This is a genomic window from Thalassospira sp. MCCC 1A01148, from assembly GCF_001613795.1.
GTDB lineage: Bacteria > Pseudomonadota > Alphaproteobacteria > Rhodospirillales > Thalassospiraceae > Thalassospira.
The window spans coordinates 146,540-162,173 of sequence record NZ_LPVZ01000022.1 but is presented as its reverse complement, the minus strand read 5'-3'; the positions used below and the strand labels follow the sequence as shown (position 1 = coordinate 162,173).

The window sequence follows — 15,634 nt, the reverse complement described above, 5'->3', positions numbered from 1 at the left end:
AGAAATGCTTCATCCTGTTATCAGGAAGAACCGACCTTTTCAGCAATGCCGCAACATCGAAAGATTGCGCATCAGGTCATCAGGGGCTGACGTCTGATTTAATCGGTTCATCTTGACATTGAACAAGGGGAGAATGCTGGTGTCAGAGGCGGTTTTGGAGCACGTGCACGAGGATGTGCACAAGACGCAACCTTGGAACAATCCGGATGCGGTTCCCTATATCCGTTTTGAGAATGTGACCAAGAAATTCGGCGACTTCTATGCCGTTGATGATGTTTCCCTTGATATTTATCGCCACGAATTATTTGCCCTTCTGGGCGGATCGGGCTGCGGGAAAACAACACTTCTGCGCATGCTGGCCGGGTTCGAGGAACCGACGTCGGGCAAGATTTACATTGATGGCGTCGATATGGCGGGTGTTCCGGCCTATGAGCGCCCGACCAACATGATGTTCCAGTCCTATGCCCTGTTCCCGCATATGAGCGTGGAGCAGAATGTCGCGTTCGGTCTTGTACAAGACGGTGTTTCGCGCAGCGAAATCAAGGAACTGGTCGCCGAGATGCTGGGCCTTGTTCAGATGAGCAAGTTTGCCAAACGCAAACCCCATCAGCTGTCGGGTGGCCAGCGCCAGCGTGTCGCGCTTGCACGATCGCTTGTGAAACGGCCAAAGGTGCTGTTGCTCGATGAACCGCTTGGCGCGCTTGACAAAAAGCTGCGTGAACAGACCCAGTTCGAGCTGGTCAATATTCAGGAAAAGGTTGGCACAACCTTTGTCATGGTCACCCACGATCAGGAAGAAGCCATGACCATGGCATCACGCATCGCCGTGATGAATGAAGGGGTGATCAACCAGATCGGCACCCCGTTTGAACTGTATGAGTATCCCAACAGCCGCTATACCGCGAATTTCCTAGGTCAGGTCAACCTGATCGAGGGTGTTCTGGTGGATGATGACGAAAAATACGCCGTTATCAAATCCGAGGAAGCCGGTTGCGACATTTATATTGATCACGCAGTTCAGGGCCACCAGAGCATGACGTTTTGGGTGGCACTTCGCCCGGAACGCCTGCGCATTACCAAACAAGCCCCAAGCGAAACCAAATACAATTGCGTGTCGGGCAAGGTCGAAGAGATCGGCTATCTGGGCGGTATTTCGACCTATCACGTCCGGCTTGAAAGCGGTAAACGCATCAAGGTAACCGAGCCGAACTCCACCCGCCAGATCGAGCCCCGCTATACGTGGGAAGACCCCGTCTGGGTATCGTGGGAGGCCGGTGCTGCTTCGGTTCTGAACAAATGAGCAGTGACAAGCTAACCATCAAGCAACGTTTTGATCGCTGGATGATCAAGCATGGCCGGGTGCTGGTGATCGGCATTCCGTATTTCTGGCTGTTTTTGTTCTTCCTTGTACCGTTTCTGATCGTTCTCAAGATCAGCTTTTCGGTGGCAGAATATGCACAGCCGCCCTATACGCCGCTTTTTGAATGGATCGACGAAGGCATCGCGATCACGCTTAATTTCGGGAACTACCTGTTCCTGCTTTCTGACAGTCTGTATGCCACCGCCTATCTGAATTCGATCCGGATCGCGGCGATTTCGACCATCATCACGCTTCTGATCGGCTATCCGATGGCCTATGGCATTGCGCGTGCGCAAGGATCGATGCGCAGTGTGTTGCTGATGCTGGTCATCCTGCCGTTCTGGACCAGTTTCCTGATCCGCGTTTATGCCTGGATCGGGATCCTTGACCGCGAAGGATTGATCAACGCGTTCCTGCTGTGGGCAGGTATCATTTCCGAACCATTGATCATGCGCCAGACCGAATTCGCGGTTTATGTCGGGATTGTCTATACCTACCTGCCCTTCATGATCCTGCCGCTGTATTCCACGCTTGAAAAGATGGATGTCAGTCTGGTGGAAGCCGCCCTTGATCTGGGCTGCAAGCCCTGGCAGGCCTTTGCCAAGATCACGCTACCGCTTTCCATGCCGGGGATTTTGGCCGGGTCGCTTCTGGTGTTTATTCCGGCTGTGGGTGAATTCGTTATCCCCGAACTGCTGGGCGGTCCGAACACATTGATGATCGGTCGAACGCTTTGGAACGAGTTCTTTGCCAACCGTGACTGGCCGATTGCATCAGCCGTGGCGATCGCGATGCTGATCTTCCTTGTCGTGCCGATCATGTGGTTCCAGCATATTCAGACCAAGCAGGAGGAAGGCCAGCAATGAGCAGCAAACGTTCAACCTTCCTGATTTCGGCCCTGGTGTTTGGCTTTGCCTTTCTTTATGTGCCGATCCTGCTTGTCATCATCTATTCCTTTAACGAAGGGAAGCTGGTGACCGTTTGGGCGGGCTTTTCGACCAAATGGTATGTGTCGCTGTTTTCCAATGACGGCATGATTGATGCTGCCTGGAACAGCCTGCGCATTGGTGTGATGTCGGCGACCCTCGCCCTGGCACTCGGCACGCCTGCCGGTCTGGTGATGTCACGCTTTGGCCGGTTCAAGGGACGCACCCTGTTTTCGGGGATGATCGCAGCCCCGCTGGTGATGCCAGAGGTTATTACCGGTCTATCGCTTTTGCTGTTGTTTGTAACGCTTGAGCAAATGATCGGCTGGCCGGCGGGCCGTGGTCTTTCGACCATCACGATTGCGCATACGACCTTCTGTGCTGCCTATGTCGCGGTTGTCGTGCAATCACGCCTGTCGGGCATGGATACCTCGGTCGAGGAAGCGGCGATGGATCTGGGGGCAAAGCCTGCCAAGATCTTCTTTGTCATTACACTGCCGATGATCCTGCCTGCGTTGCTGGCCGGCTGGTTGCTGTCCTTTACGCTGTCACTGGATGATTTGGTGATTGCGAGCTTTGTCGCTGGGCCGGGGTCAACCACACTGCCAATGAAGGTCTTTTCATCGGTACGTCTTGGCGTCTCGCCCGAGATCAACGCGCTGGCGACCCTGATCATTCTCGCCGTTTCGGTGATGATCATCATTGCCAGCCTGATGATCCTGCGCTCTGAACGGATGCGCAGCCGGGCCTCTGCCGACGCACAACATTGAGACTGACCTAGGCCTCAGGACCAAAGATCACATCACAAAAAAGCAGCGCCGGACAAACCATCCGGCGCTGCTTTTGTTTTGCGATATCGCTGCCTTGGCGTGAACGGGCCAGTCGTGGCCTAGAGCAGTTTCCGTTTAGATCGAAACGGAAATTGCTCTAGCAGTTGCCTTCGGCCGCCTTGCGCATCATTTCACGGCACTTCATGCCCGGTGCAGAGACCTGCCAGTAGGAAACAACTGCTTCCTCTGCAGCATCGGCAAAATCGATAATCAGATTATTGAGCGCGTTCTGTTCCATAAGCTTCTTCACCCGATCCGGGAGCTGCGACATCTGCCACAGGCCAAGAACCAGCGCATAGGATGAACGCATCAGCTTGCTGGCATCTTCGGGTGTGATTTCATAAAGCTCGGCCAAAGCATCGGCGGTACGTTTGACCATGGATGCCAGGAAACGGCGCTGGTTGACGACCATTTCATCGTCAGAACCTGATTCCAGAACGCCTTGCGACAATGACGCGAGATAAAGGAACTTTTCGTTCTTGACCAGATATTGCACAAACTGCCGCGCAACACGGGTTGAATCGCGTTCCTCGGGCCGGCGCAATGCTTCCTGATCAATGATATCCAGATTGTTCTCAAACCACTCTTTCTGGAAGTGGCGGAGCACCTCTAGAAACAGTGCTTCCTTGCTTGAGAAATAAAGATAAAGCGTCCCTTTGGCCAAATTTGCCTTGCGTGCGACCTCTGCGGCCGAGGGCAAGGTGCCGTCACCTTCCAGATAAAGCTTGCGGGCAGCATCAAGAATATCAGCACGGCGTTTTAGTTTCTGCTCGTGGCTTCGAGCACGAACAAGATTATCTTGTTCCATTTGATTAGTTTCCCCCAACGTATTTTCCCCGGGCATATTATTGCATTTTAATTCACCTAAAAGTCAAATCGCGGGATTGGAATAAATGGACAAAATTCATGAGGCATTGAAAAGACAATCATTTTTCCGCTCGAACACCTGCCAGATTATATGAATTACGGTCATATACAATCAACCTGAGCAACGCACTCCGAACAATTCACCAATTTTCGTACAGTTTTTTGTTCGAGTCGCGCACGGTCCCAAAGGCGTGAAAAGATGAGCCCCGGCAACAAGGTCTGCCAAAGCATTACATTCCATGGTGCCCAATAGGGTTGCTGGTAGCGCTGGTTTATACCGGCAGTTCCGTGGTGCGTTTGACTTCGCGCAGTGTGATGACTGTCTGAACCCGTTCGACTCCGGGCAATTGTGTCAGGACTTCGCTGTGGATGCGTTCGTAGTCCGCCGTGTCGCTATAAACGACATGTACAAGATAGTCGCTTTGCCCGGCCAGCAGATAACATTCGACGACTTCGGGAACCTTTTGAATTTCCTTTTCAAAGGTTTCGAGTGCCTCGCGGGTTTGACGGGTGATCGCGATATTGACGAAGGCATTTCCCGGCTTGCCGATCCGTGCGGGATTGAGAAGCATGGTGTAATGATCGATGAAGCCCGCCTCTTCAAGCAGCCGCACACGCCGCAGGCAGGCAGAGGCCGAAAGGTTCACCTTTTCGGCAAGTTCCGCATTGCTGATGCGACCATCTTTCTGCAGCAAACGCAGAATCATCCGATCTCGTTCATCCATCTCCATTCGAACAATCCTCCGAAATAATCATCTATCTGTTGAATTATATAGCAATGATACCATCAAACACCCCTTGAAATGAAGATTAATTGCCCAATTTTTAGGGTATCATTCAAGAACAAGATTAAAAGAGGCGCCAACCGCCCGGGAATCCCCGGAAACACCGAGGATATCCCCCGATTACCACCTTTTTGTCGGGAGGAAACGACATGCTGATTGGTGTTCCAAAGGAAATCAAAAACCACGAATATCGCGTCGGACTGACGCCAAGCTCGGTCCGCGAACTTGTTGAACATGGCCATAAGGTTCAGGTCGAAACCATGGCCGGTGCCGGTGTCGGCTTTGCTGATGAAGACTACATTGCCGCCGGTGCAACCATTGCCGGTGCTGCGTCCGATATCTTTGCCAGTGCCGAGATGGTCATCAAGGTCAAGGAACCGCAGAAAGTTGAGTATGAGCAGCTCCGCCCCGGCCAGTTGCTGTTTACCTATCTGCATCTGGCCCCGGACCCCGATCAGACCGCCGGTCTGGTCAAATCCGGTGTGACCGCGATTGCCTATGAAACTGTGACCGACCGATCCGGTGGCCTGCCGCTTCTGGCGCCGATGTCGGAAGTTGCCGGTCGCATGGCGCCGCAGGTTGGGGCCGCAGCCCTTCAGAAAGCCAATGGCGGACGCGGTATGTTGCTGGGCGGTGTGCCCGGTGTGGCCCCGGCCAAGGTCGTTGTGATTGGTGGCGGTGTTGTCGGCACCAATGCGGCCCGCATTGCCGCAGGCATGGGGGCGGACGTGATCATTCTTGATAAAAACGTCAAACGCCTGACCTATCTTGATGATCTGTATGGCCCGCGCATCAAAACGCAATACGCCACCATCGATGATACCGAGGCGCTTGTGCTTGAAGCCGACATGGTCGTTGGTGCAGTGCTTGTGCCTGGTGCGGCTGCGCCGAAACTGATCAAGAAAGAGCAACTGTCACGCATGAAGCCGGGTTCGGTGATTGTTGATGTTGCGATTGATCAGGGCGGTTGTTTTGAAACATCGAAGGCAACCACCCATGCCGACCCGACCTATATCGTCGATGATGTTGTGCATTATTGCGTTGCCAACATGCCCGGTGCCGTCGCGCGGACATCGACCTTTGCGCTCAACAACGCCACCCTGCCCTTCGCACTGGCCCTTGCCAATAAGGGCTGGAAAAAGGCCTGTCAGGACGATCCGCATCTGGCAGCAGGGCTTAATGTCCATGATGGCAAGATCACCTACAAGGCCGTGGCAGATGCGCTGGGCTATGATTACCTGCCGATTGAAAGCGCCCTGGCCTGAGGCGCTTGAATGCGATCATGAAAAAAGGGCGCCGATTGGCGCCCTTTTTGTTTGGTTTCGGTGAACGCTGGTCGATCAGAATTCGACCTGTGTCACGTCACGGACCGCACCCTGATCGGCACTGGTTGCCATGGCGGCGTAGGCACGAAGGGCTGTCGAGACCTTGCGTTTGCGCGGCTTGGCCGGACGCCATGCTTCGGGCCCCTTGGCTTCCATCGCCTGACGACGGGCGGCCAGATCGGCATCATCAACCGCGATCTTGATTGAACGGTTCGGAATGTCGATTTCGATCATATCACCCGGCTCGATCAGGGCGATATCGCCACCAGCAGCTGCTTCGGGCGAGACGTGACCAATCGACAGACCCGACGTACCGCCCGAGAAACGACCATCGGTAATCAGTGCGCAGGCCTTGCCCAGCCCCATCGATTTGAGATAGCTGGTCGGATACAGCATTTCCTGCATGCCCGGACCACCTTTGGGGCCTTCGTAACGGATGACGACCACGTCGCCTTCCTTGACCTCGCCACCAAGAACCTTGGCAACGGCTTCGTCCTGACTTTCGCAAATTACGGCCGGGCCGGTGAATTTCAGGATGCTTTCATCGACACCGCCGGTTTTGACCACACAGCCGTTGGCTGCAAGGTTGCCAAACAGAACGGCAAGACCGCCATCCTGACTGTAGGCATGGGCGACATCACGGATGCAGCCTTCTTTTTCATCAAGGTCGAGATCGTCCCAATAACGTTCCTGACTGAACGCGGTTTGTGACGGCACCCCGCCCGGCATGGCACGGAAGAACTTGTGCACGGCCTCGTTGGTGGTGCGTTTGATGTCCCATTTTTCAAGGGCATCGGCCATGGTCTTGGAATGCACCGTGGAAACATCGGTATGCAGCAGGCCTGCGCGATCAAGTTCGCCCAGAATACGCATGATGCCACCGGCACGATGGACGTCTTCCATGTGGAACATCGGATGGTTCGGCGCGACTTTTGACAGATACGGGATCTTGCGCGACAGGCGATCCATATCGGTCATGGTGAAGTCGACTTCCGCTTCCTTGGCAATCGCAAGCAAATGCAGAACCGTGTTGGTCGAACCGCCCATGGCGATATCAAGCGCCATGGCGTTTTCAAAGGCATCAAAGGTTGCGATGCCGCGCGGGGTCGCACCGATGTCTTCTTCTTCGTAATAACGACGTGCCAGTTTGACCGAGGTACGGGCCGCTTCGAGGAAGAGCTCCTTGCGGGCCGCGTGGGTTGCCAGCACAGAACCATTGCCCGGCAGCGCAAGGCCAAGTGCCTCGGCCAGACAGTTCATCGAGTTGGCGGTAAACATGCCAGAGCATGACCCACAGGTCGGGCAGGCAGAACGTTCGACTTCGGTAACCTGTTCGTCGGAGATGTTCGGATCAGCGGCCTGCACCATGGCATCGACCAGATCAAGGTGATGTTCCTTGCCCTCGATGGTGACCTTGCCGGCCTCCATCGGGCCACCGGATACGAACACGCACGGGACATTCAGGCGCATCGCCGCCATCAACATGCCCGGGGTAATTTTATCGCAGTTGGAAATGCAGACCATCGCATCGGCGCAATGGGCATTGACCATATATTCAACGGAATCAGCAATGATTTCGCGTGACGGCAGGCTATAGAGCATGCCGTCATGGCCCATCGCAATGCCGTCATCCACTGCAATGGTGTTGAATTCCTTGGCAACACCGCCGGATGCCTCGATCTCGCGTGCGACCATCTGACCGAGGTCCTTGAGATGCACGTGACCGGGCACGAACTGGGTGAAGCTGTTGACGACCGCAATGATCGGCTTGTCGAAATCTTCGTCTTTCATGCCAGTGGCGCGCCAAAGGCCGCGCGCACCAGCCATGTTGCGGCCGTGTGTTGTTGTACGGGACCGATATTCCGGCATGGAAGGAACCTCTCTTCAAATCGCTAGTGGCGTTTCTTTCGGACCATGGATCGCGGTCCAAAGCCCTCTATATATGGGTGCGTTCTAGCACAGTCTTCGCGCATTTTGACAGTTTTTTGCCTGAAAATTTCGCCAAATTCCGTGATTGGGTACGAATGCTACGAACAAGAAATTTTACACCCGTTTTTCAAGGGGCATTTAGATGACTGTTTCTACACTCAGAGTTTGCGTAAAAATCGTCCCGTACCAGTGCATGAACGCAAAATTGTGATCAAGTTCACAATGTTTATACAAATTTAGACCCACACCTATCCCAAATACCCTCAGACCTACTCCATTGCATAGGCGACCTTTAGCCAAACAATACATATCGTACTAGGTGATTATCGCCGCCAGGCGATTCTCCCACTCCCATTCTCGCCCCGGACCTCATACAGGTTCGGGGTTCTTTTTTGCCCATATTTCATGCCGCAATCGCCAAACTGGTAATTGCGCGCTTTAAAGGATGTCGCGAACCCTTTAATGTCTGGCAAGAACCGCTTGGGTCCGAGCCCAGTCAAAACCATCAGGTGGAGATCCGCACATCCATGTCCGACCAACTCAAGACACTGTTGCGTCGCGGCCTGACTGCGCATGAGGGCAATCGCCCGGAAGAAGCCGAAAAGACATATCGCGCGGCACTTGCCATTTCCCCGGGAAATGCCGAAGCTGAGCATCTTCTGGCTACCCTGCTGACCGGCCTGGGCCGCCATGGCGAGGCGCTTGAGCTTTTTGAAAGCTGCCTTGGCAGTTTTGCGGCCAACCCGGCGGTGCGATGCAACTATGCCATTGCACTGGAAAGTTCCGGGCAGATCGACAAGGCGATTGACCAGTTCAAGCAAGCCCTGAGTTATCACGGGGATTTCCCCACCGCCCTTTATCATCTGGCGCGCCTTGAAATTCCCCGTGGCCATCTGGGTCAGGCAATGGATCTTTTGGGGCGGTTGCTTGGCCTGAAACCGAATCATTATGAGGGGTTGCTGCTTTTCGGGCAGACGTTGCATGATCTGGGACAGGAAGAAGCCGCCCTTAAATCACTTGACCATGCGGCAGAGGCCGCCGGCATTTCACCGGAACTGATTTGCCGTGTGGGATCGGCCTTTTTGCGGCTTGGCTATCCGGAACTGGCGCAGAACCTTTATCAACGTGCGCTGAGCATCGATGCGAAATATGTTCCGGGCCTGCGCGGACTTGGACAATCACTGGCCCATCAGGGGCAGTATTCCAAGGCCATCGCGATTTTAAAGACTGCACGTCGCCTGACCAAGGAAACCGATGATATTGACCTGGTTCTGGCCGATATCACTTTGCGCTGCGGTGATCTTGACGCAACGATTGCAACGCTTGAAGCCCTGATCAAGGCATCACCGGACAATGCCACGGCAGAAGCACTTTTGATCCGGGCGCGCGCCAAGCTTGGCAGTACCGATGGCACTGCACATGCCAAGGCGGCGAAGGCGTGGGCCAAGCATCATATGCCGATTGCCGCCAAGCCCGCCTTTGGCAATAGCCGCCAGGCCGACAAGCGATTGCGCATCGGTTGGATTTCACCGTTTTTCTGTCAGCACCCGTCCTTTGGGCTGTTGAGTGCTCTGGCACGTAACCTTAATCGCCACGAGATCGACCTGTTTTTGTATTCTGCCACACCACGCCCTGACGACGTTACACGGCAATGGCAGGTGATGGCGGATGGCTGGCGCGAGGTTTGCGGGCAGGACCCGATGCGCATTGCCGACCGCATTCGCAAGGACAAGATCGATATCCTGATTGATGTGTGCGGCATTCATCCGACCCAGCCGATTGATGTTTTTGCGATCAAGGCCGCGCCGGTACAGGCCAGCTTGTCTGCGATCACCACCGGCATCGCGGAAATGGATTACCTGATCGGACACAAGGATGTGTTTGGTGGCAGCCTGGCGGAAAACAAAATGTTCTCCGAGCGCCCCTATCCGTTGGCACTTGGCCCGTATCTTCCGGCAGAACTTGATGATGCATTGCCGCTTACCCCGCTTCCGGCAGCGGTTGGCGAAGAAATCATCCGGTTTGGTTGTATTGAACGGCTGGCCAATATCAGCAACGAGACGCTTAATTGCTTTGCGCGGATCTTAAACAAGATCAGCAACAGCCGTATCGTCATTCAGGATGACGTGCTTGAAGATTCCTATGCCGCCAAGACGTTTCTGGACCGCGCACGACAAGCCGGGATCAAGCGAGACCGCCTTGATCTGGCTGGCAAGATAAAGCCACAGGACCGCGCGGCCCTGTATGCCCAGATTGATATCGGGCTGGCACCGTTTCCCGCCATCAGCCTTGAGACCTATTACGAGATGCTGTGGTTTGGCATTCCGTTCGTGTCGCTGGCCGATGATCGACCGGGATCACGGCTTGGCCTTGCTGTTTTGGGGGATATCGGGCTTGGCGCGCTGTGTGCCGAAACCGAAAAGGGTTATGTCGATAAATGCATCATGCTGGCATCCGACCTAAAGGCGCTGGCCAGCATCCGCGAAAACATGCGTGAACGTATCAGGGGCAGTCGCGCCTTCCATGGCCCGGCCGTGGCGGCCGAGTTCGAGGAAGCCTGTCGCGAGATGTGGCAGAACTGGTGTCGCGGCAACCAATAGCCCCGGACACACACAGGATTCCTACCCCATATTGGTCAGGATGTGATCAACGGCAGCGGCCAGATCATCAGCGATGAAATCGGCTTCTTGTGCCTCGGGCAGGATGGCTTCCTTGGTCCCGTGGCCGGTTCTGACCATGATGGTGCGTGTGCCCGCCGCGCGCCCGGCACGGATATCATTAATACGGTCGCCGACCAGAATGCTGTCTGAGAGGTTGATGGCAAATTCGTCGCTTGCTGCCAAAAGCATGCCCGGTTCGGGTTTGCGGCATGTGCTGTTGCGACGATAGTCACCCTTGCCGTCGGGATGATACGGCGAATAGTAAATTCCCTGCACAGAGGCCTTCTTGTCGGCAAGCATGGCGACCAGCGCCTTGTGGATTTCAAGAAGCTGGTCTTCGCTGATATAGCCGCGCGCCACACCGGACTGGTTGGTCACGACAATGACTGCAAGACCTGCGTCATTCAGTCGTTTGATCGCATCAGCCGCACCGTTGATCAGCTTGAGATCGGCAACATCTGACAGATAGTGAACTTCTTCGTTGATCACCCCGTCCCGATCTAGAAAAACAGCCGGGACCGGATGACGCTGATCGCGAAAGCGCGGGGCCGGATCGATCATGTGACGTTTGACAGTTTGGGTGGCGGAGCCGGTCATTGATGGCCTTTTGCGTGGTCGGATTTAGGGGCTGATCGCAACCAACAATGGCGCAAAGGTGTTTGGAAAAGCAAGACTTCACACACTGCGATCCCCGTTTGCACGGTTTTGCACAGTACGGAAAAGAAATTGGTATTACCATTATTCACTTGCAGAGCAACCGGAAGACGTGAGAATTTCGGTTCAAATTACGTCCCGTGATCACACGCCCCACAAGGAAAGCCGCCTTATGTTTGCCGATATTTTTGCGATTCTGGCCCCGGTTTTTATCACCACCGGACTGGGATATTTCTGGGCTCGTGCCGGCAAACATTTTGACACCAACCTTGTCACATCCATCGTTACCTATTTCGCAACGCCGTGTCTGACCTTTGCCGCACTTGCAACCGTGGAGCTTGGGGGTGATACACTGGTTCTAATGGGAACGGCGGCCCTTGCCGCCAATGTGATCTTTGCGCTGATCGGCTGGCCGGTGCTTAAGGTCTTTAATCTGTCACCACGCACCTATTTGCAGTCGCTGACCTGGCCAAATGTTGGCAACGTAGGCTTGCCGCTTTGTCTGCTGGCCTATGGGCAGGAAGGACTTGCGCTTTCGGTGGCGTTCTTTGCAGCTTATGTCGTGATCCAGCTGACCATCGGTGTTGCGTTCGTATCGGGCAGTTTTTCCATCAAGTCGCTGGCCAAGATGCCAATAATTCCGGCAACCCTGATTGCCACGGGCTTCCTTGCCACCGACACCGCGGTGCCAGAATGGCTTTACAACACCACCAACCTGATTGGGCAGCTCACCATTCCGTTGATGCTGTTTACCCTTGGTGTATCGCTCGCAAAACTCCGTCCGGTAAGCCTTGCGCGCAGCACGGCGCTCAGCTTCTTGCGTCTTGGCATGGGTTTCGGGGTTGGCTTGGGTCTTTCAGAAGTCATGGGACTGACCGGCATGGAACGCGGTGTGGTGATCTTGCAATGTTCGATGCCGGTTGCTGTGTTCTGCTACCTGTTTGCGCAGCTTTATAACCGCGAACCGGAAGAAGTTGCTGGTGTTGTCATCAGTTCAAGCTTCCTTGCCGCCATCGCCCTGCCCGCCCTTCTTTGGTACGTGCTGTAAACGGCTTACTTGATGATCAGGCGGTACTCGCCGCCTGTGCCATCGTCCTTGTCTGCATAAAATCCGATGGCGCATTCAAACCGGCCCTTTTGAAGATCCGGGTCACCATGTTCGGCGGCTTGCGCCATGACGTGGCTTTGGCAGGCATCAAGATTGTCAAAGGCGGCCTCGGATATCTTGATCCGGGTGGGTTGGCTGACATCGGGGACATAGACAGCGGTCACCTGTTCCCAGGGCGCGGCATCATTCGGCCAGAAAAGATCGGCGATATGACGGTGCGGGTTTCCGAAACTGACCACCGCCAGAACCGCAATACCGGCTGCCAGAATTGCGCGCCGTAGCATTCGTGTATTCATTTGTATCCCTTAGGCACCTCTAGGCCCCTTTTCGTCCCAAAGCGGAAAAATCGATCCCCGGGAAGGGTGTATCATATTCAAGATGATAGTCATCAAGGGGTGGCGCTGCCTGACTGGTGACGGCCAGAAGAGCATGGACCTGCCCGCGCTGATGGGTTTGATAGACAAACAGGTGTGACAGGATATCGCCCACGGTATCATGCGTCTTGCTGGCATCTTCGCGGACCAGTTCGACGCTGCGAATGGCGTCCTTGTCGTTGAGCTGCTCGCAAAAAGCCATCAGCCTCATATCCGTATCCCGCTGGGCTGCGGCCAGTTTATCAATGGCCGCAAACGGCATTTCATCGGCAAAGCATCCCCGCCCGCGCCCGCCATCAACCAGCGCATCAAGATAATACCAGTCATTGGTCAGGATGTGGTTCAGGTTCTGCAGAATGGAGGATGAAAACGGCGTTCGTTTGGTGTCGAGTTCCTGATCTGTCAATTTCTGACAGACACCATACAAACGGTGATTTGACCAGGCGTTGTTACGCGCCTGATGGAAAAACGATGTGCCCGGCATACCTCAAGTGTCCCAACTTTCAGCGTCCTGTCACATTCGTGTTGAGAGACTCAACCGGTCACAGGATGCGCATGGTTTAGCGGACCGTTTCCTTTGCCAAAGTCTGGCGCGGTTCGGATGGCTTCACGCACGAAATCCCGTGCGCGGGCCACAGAGTCACTTAACCCCATGCCCTGTGCCAGCCCGGTTGCAATGGCGCTTGCAAGCGAGCAGCCCGTGCCATGATTATTTTCAGACGGAATGCGCGTGCCTTCATAGCCTTCGACATCACCATCCCGGCGCCACAAGATATCGACGATTTTATCCCCGTCTGCGTGACCACCTTTTATCAGGACAGCCTCAGCACCGAGATCGCCGATTTTGTGCGCTGCAGCAATCATATCACCTTCGCTGGTGATTTTCATACCTGATAGTACTTCTGCCTCGGGAATATTTGGTGTCAGGACGGTGGCCAGCGGCACCATATGCGTTATCAGGGCTTCGACCGCGTCTTCCTGAAGCAGGCGTGAACCGCTTTGCGAAACCATCACAGGGTCAACAACGACGGGAATACCAGCAGCCTTTGATTTGATAAATTCCGCCACGGCAGTAATCACCGGGACTGAATGCAGCATGCCGGTTTTAAGCGCATCCGCGCCGATATCATCAATCGTCACGGTGGCCTGATGAACGATCATGTCGGGATCAATGCCCAAGACATCGAAGACTCCGGTGGTATTTTGCACCGTAAGCGCCGTGATCGCAGTCGCCGCATAGCCGCCAAGGGCGGTCACCGATTTGATATCGGCCTGAATACCGGCCCCACCGGAACAATCCGACCCGGCTATGATCAAGACGCGACCTTTCATAAAACCCTTCCTTATCCTGCAAAAATCAGGTTTGACGCACGATGTTCACTTAACCGGCAACGGCGGTGATTTCAGCAACGATACCATCGACGATCTGTTCGACCTTAAGCGCATCGTCGCCTTCGGCCATGACACGGATCAACGGTTCGGTGCCCGATTTACGGATCAGGACACGGCCATCGCCGTTAAAGGCACGCTCAGCCGAGGAAATGGCCTCAATGACACTGCTTTGCGACAGCGGATCGGAACCCGCGCTATAGCGCACGTTTTTCAGGATCTGTGGCAGCGGATCGAACACACGGCTAAGTTCGGAAACCGGGCCTTCGCGGCTGGCAAGTACCGCAAGCACCTGAAGACCGGCCAGCAGGCCATCACCGGTTGATGCGAAGTCCGACAGCACGATATGGCCGGACTGTTCACCACCAACATTGCAATCAAGGGCACGCATCTGTTCAACGACATAGCGATCCCCCACCTTGGTACGGATCAGACGCACATCGTTGCTTTCAAGATAGCGTTCAAGACCAAGGTTGGACATGACGGTCGCGACCAGTGCATTGCCGCGCAGCTGCCCGGTGCGCTTCCAATGGGTTGCGACAAGGCCCATCAACTGATCACCATCAATCAGATGGCCTTTTTCATCACACATCTGAACGCGGTCAGCATCGCCATCAAGGGCAATTCCGACATCCGCCTTTTCGGCCAGAACGCGGTCACACATGGTTTTGGTATAGGTCGAACCACACTGATCATTGATGTTCATGCCGTTCGGGCTGGTGCCAATTTCAATCACGTCCGCACCCAGTTCACGCAGGACCTTGGGCGCGACGGAATATCCGGCACCATGGGCGCAATCAAGCACGATCCGCAGACCTTCGAGCGAGACAGTACCCGGCAGGGACGATTTGACGGCCTCGATATAGCGGCCCGGGGCGTCGTCGATGCGTTTGGCACGGCCCAGTGCATTGGCAGGAACCAGCTTGCCTGACAGATCGCTTTCCATCAGGGCCTCGATTTCAAGCTCTACCTCGTCAGACAGTTTGAAGCCATCCGGGCCAAACAGCTTGATACCGTTATCCTGAAACGGATTGTGCGAGGCAGAGATCATCACACCAATATCCGCGCGCATTGATTTGGTCAGCATGGCGACAGCCGGGGTCGGCATCGGGCCGACCAGCATCACGTCCATCCCCATCGACGTAAAACCGGCGACAAGGGCGGGTTCAAGCATGTAGCCCGACAGTCGGGTATCCTTGCCAATCACGACCTTGTGGCGGTGATCGCCACGGGTGAAGTAGTGGCCTGCGGCCATCCCGACTTTCAGGGCAACCTCGGCTGTCATCGGGGCCGTGTTGGCGGTTCCGCGGATGCCATCGGTGCCAAAATATTTGCGGCTCATATTCTGTATCTCTGCTTGCTTTGCAGGCATGTCTGCCTTTGCCAACCATTCTGAATGCCGGTTATATCAAAGTGGCGTCGCATTG

Annotated in this window: 14 protein-coding genes; 6 read left to right on the top strand and 8 right to left on the bottom strand. The window is 54.9% G+C overall.

From position 1 onward, the window contains the following. The first annotated feature begins 133 nt into the window (after nucleotides 1-133). From AUQ43_RS18230 to AUQ43_RS18220, 3 genes are read left to right on the top strand one after another with little or no spacing between them, the layout of a single operon-like run. Nucleotides 134-1,300, top strand: a complete 1,167-nt coding sequence (locus tag AUQ43_RS18230; RefSeq protein WP_062957735.1) for an ABC transporter ATP-binding protein — start codon at nucleotides 134-136, stop codon at nucleotides 1,298-1,300. Next, complete coding sequence (locus AUQ43_RS18225) at nucleotides 1,297-2,226, top strand: ABC transporter permease subunit (protein WP_062957734.1); 930 nt, start codon at nucleotides 1,297-1,299, stop codon at nucleotides 2,224-2,226. Before AUQ43_RS18230 ends, AUQ43_RS18225 begins: the two co-directional genes overlap by 4 nt. Beyond that, the gene (locus AUQ43_RS18220) at nucleotides 2,223-3,056 is read left to right on the top strand and encodes an ABC transporter permease subunit (protein ID WP_062957733.1); all 834 of its coding nucleotides are present in this window, start codon (nucleotides 2,223-2,225) and stop codon (nucleotides 3,054-3,056) included. The genes AUQ43_RS18225 and AUQ43_RS18220 overlap by 4 nt, the downstream gene beginning before the upstream one ends. A gap of 157 nt (nucleotides 3,057-3,213) precedes the next feature. On the opposite strand, the gene AUQ43_RS18215 is transcribed toward AUQ43_RS18220, so the two are convergent. Then, a complete protein-coding gene (locus tag AUQ43_RS18215; RefSeq protein WP_062957732.1) occupies nucleotides 3,214-3,924 on the bottom strand; it encodes a TetR family transcriptional regulator in 711 nt (236 codons plus the stop codon). 331 nt (nucleotides 3,925-4,255) lie between these two features. Continuing rightward, nucleotides 4,256-4,708 (bottom strand): Lrp/AsnC family transcriptional regulator, encoded by a 453-nt coding sequence (locus AUQ43_RS18210; RefSeq protein WP_249741897.1) that lies wholly within the window; start codon nucleotides 4,706-4,708, stop codon nucleotides 4,256-4,258. A 209-nt stretch (nucleotides 4,709-4,917) separates the two neighbouring features. Here AUQ43_RS18210 and ald point away from each other — a divergent pair, with 209 nt between their 5' ends. Continuing rightward, nucleotides 4,918-6,033 carry an alanine dehydrogenase gene (gene ald / locus AUQ43_RS18205; protein ID WP_062957731.1) on the top strand — a complete coding sequence of 372 codons (1,116 nt, stop codon included), beginning with the start codon at nucleotides 4,918-4,920 and terminating at the stop codon, nucleotides 6,031-6,033. A gap of 75 nt (nucleotides 6,034-6,108) precedes the next feature. On the opposite strand, the gene ilvD is transcribed toward ald, so the two are convergent. Further along, entirely contained in the window at nucleotides 6,109-7,962 is a 1,854-nt protein-coding gene (gene ilvD, locus AUQ43_RS18200) for a dihydroxy-acid dehydratase (protein ID WP_062957730.1), read from the bottom strand. Nucleotides 7,963-8,549: 587 nt separating this feature from the next. On the opposite strand from ilvD, the gene AUQ43_RS18195 reads away from it, so the two are divergent. After that, entirely contained in the window at nucleotides 8,550-10,622 is a 2,073-nt protein-coding gene (locus AUQ43_RS18195; RefSeq protein WP_062957834.1) for a glycosyltransferase family 41 protein, read from the top strand. Nucleotides 10,623-10,643: 21 nt separating this feature from the next. On the opposite strand, the gene AUQ43_RS18190 is transcribed toward AUQ43_RS18195, so the two are convergent. Next, a complete protein-coding gene (locus AUQ43_RS18190; RefSeq protein WP_062957729.1) occupies nucleotides 10,644-11,279 on the bottom strand; it encodes a D-glycero-beta-D-manno-heptose 1,7-bisphosphate 7-phosphatase in 636 nt (211 codons plus the stop codon). Nucleotides 11,280-11,508: 229 nt separating this feature from the next. Between AUQ43_RS18190 and AUQ43_RS18185 the strand changes: the two genes are divergently transcribed. Further along, a complete protein-coding gene (locus AUQ43_RS18185) occupies nucleotides 11,509-12,384 on the top strand; it encodes an AEC family transporter (protein ID WP_062957728.1) in 876 nt (291 codons plus the stop codon). A 5-nt stretch (nucleotides 12,385-12,389) separates the two neighbouring features. Here AUQ43_RS18185 and AUQ43_RS18180 read toward each other — a convergent pair whose 3' ends face one another. From AUQ43_RS18180 to glmM, 4 genes are read right to left on the bottom strand one after another with little or no spacing between them, the layout of a single operon-like run. Next, complete coding sequence (locus tag AUQ43_RS18180; protein WP_114129835.1) at nucleotides 12,390-12,728, bottom strand: hypothetical protein; 339 nt, start codon at nucleotides 12,726-12,728, stop codon at nucleotides 12,390-12,392. A 31-nt stretch (nucleotides 12,729-12,759) separates the two neighbouring features. Then, entirely contained in the window at nucleotides 12,760-13,302 is a 543-nt protein-coding gene (locus AUQ43_RS18175) for a DinB family protein (protein WP_062957726.1), read from the bottom strand. Between the two features lie 50 nt (nucleotides 13,303-13,352). Then, nucleotides 13,353-14,150, bottom strand: a complete 798-nt coding sequence (thiD, locus tag AUQ43_RS18170; protein ID WP_062957725.1) for a bifunctional hydroxymethylpyrimidine kinase/phosphomethylpyrimidine kinase — start codon at nucleotides 14,148-14,150, stop codon at nucleotides 13,353-13,355. Nucleotides 14,151-14,199: 49 nt separating this feature from the next. Then, nucleotides 14,200-15,549, bottom strand: a complete 1,350-nt coding sequence (gene glmM / locus AUQ43_RS18165; RefSeq protein WP_062957833.1) for a phosphoglucosamine mutase — start codon at nucleotides 15,547-15,549, stop codon at nucleotides 14,200-14,202. Nucleotides 15,550-15,634: the final 85 nt, after the last annotated feature.

Bases quoted from the DNA above. Each gene is read 5' to 3' on its own strand.
- AUQ43_RS18230 (WP_062957735.1), top strand. From the start codon at position 134: ATGCTGGTGTCAGAGGCGGTTTTGGAGCACGTGCACGAGGATGTGCAC.
- AUQ43_RS18225 (WP_062957734.1), top strand. From the start codon at position 1,297: ATGAGCAGTGACAAGCTAACCATCAAGCAACGTTTTGATCGCTGGATG.
- AUQ43_RS18220 (WP_062957733.1), top strand. From the start codon at position 2,223: ATGAGCAGCAAACGTTCAACCTTCCTGATTTCGGCCCTGGTGTTTGGC.
- AUQ43_RS18215 (WP_062957732.1), bottom strand. From the start codon at position 3,924: ATGGAACAAGATAATCTTGTTCGTGCTCGAAGCCACGAGCAGAAACTA.
- AUQ43_RS18210 (WP_249741897.1), bottom strand. From the start codon at position 4,708: ATGGATGAACGAGATCGGATGATTCTGCGTTTGCTGCAGAAAGATGGT.
- ald (WP_062957731.1), top strand. From the start codon at position 4,918: ATGCTGATTGGTGTTCCAAAGGAAATCAAAAACCACGAATATCGCGTC.
- ilvD (WP_062957730.1), bottom strand. From the start codon at position 7,962: ATGCCGGAATATCGGTCCCGTACAACAACACACGGCCGCAACATGGCT.
- AUQ43_RS18195 (WP_062957834.1), top strand. From the start codon at position 8,550: ATGTCCGACCAACTCAAGACACTGTTGCGTCGCGGCCTGACTGCGCAT.
- AUQ43_RS18190 (WP_062957729.1), bottom strand. From the start codon at position 11,279: ATGACCGGCTCCGCCACCCAAACTGTCAAACGTCACATGATCGATCCG.
- AUQ43_RS18185 (WP_062957728.1), top strand. From the start codon at position 11,509: ATGTTTGCCGATATTTTTGCGATTCTGGCCCCGGTTTTTATCACCACC.
- AUQ43_RS18180 (WP_114129835.1), bottom strand. From the start codon at position 12,728: ATGCTACGGCGCGCAATTCTGGCAGCCGGTATTGCGGTTCTGGCGGTG.
- AUQ43_RS18175 (WP_062957726.1), bottom strand. From the start codon at position 13,302: ATGCCGGGCACATCGTTTTTCCATCAGGCGCGTAACAACGCCTGGTCA.
- thiD (WP_062957725.1), bottom strand. From the start codon at position 14,150: ATGAAAGGTCGCGTCTTGATCATAGCCGGGTCGGATTGTTCCGGTGGG.
- glmM (WP_062957833.1), bottom strand. From the start codon at position 15,549: ATGAGCCGCAAATATTTTGGCACCGATGGCATCCGCGGAACCGCCAAC.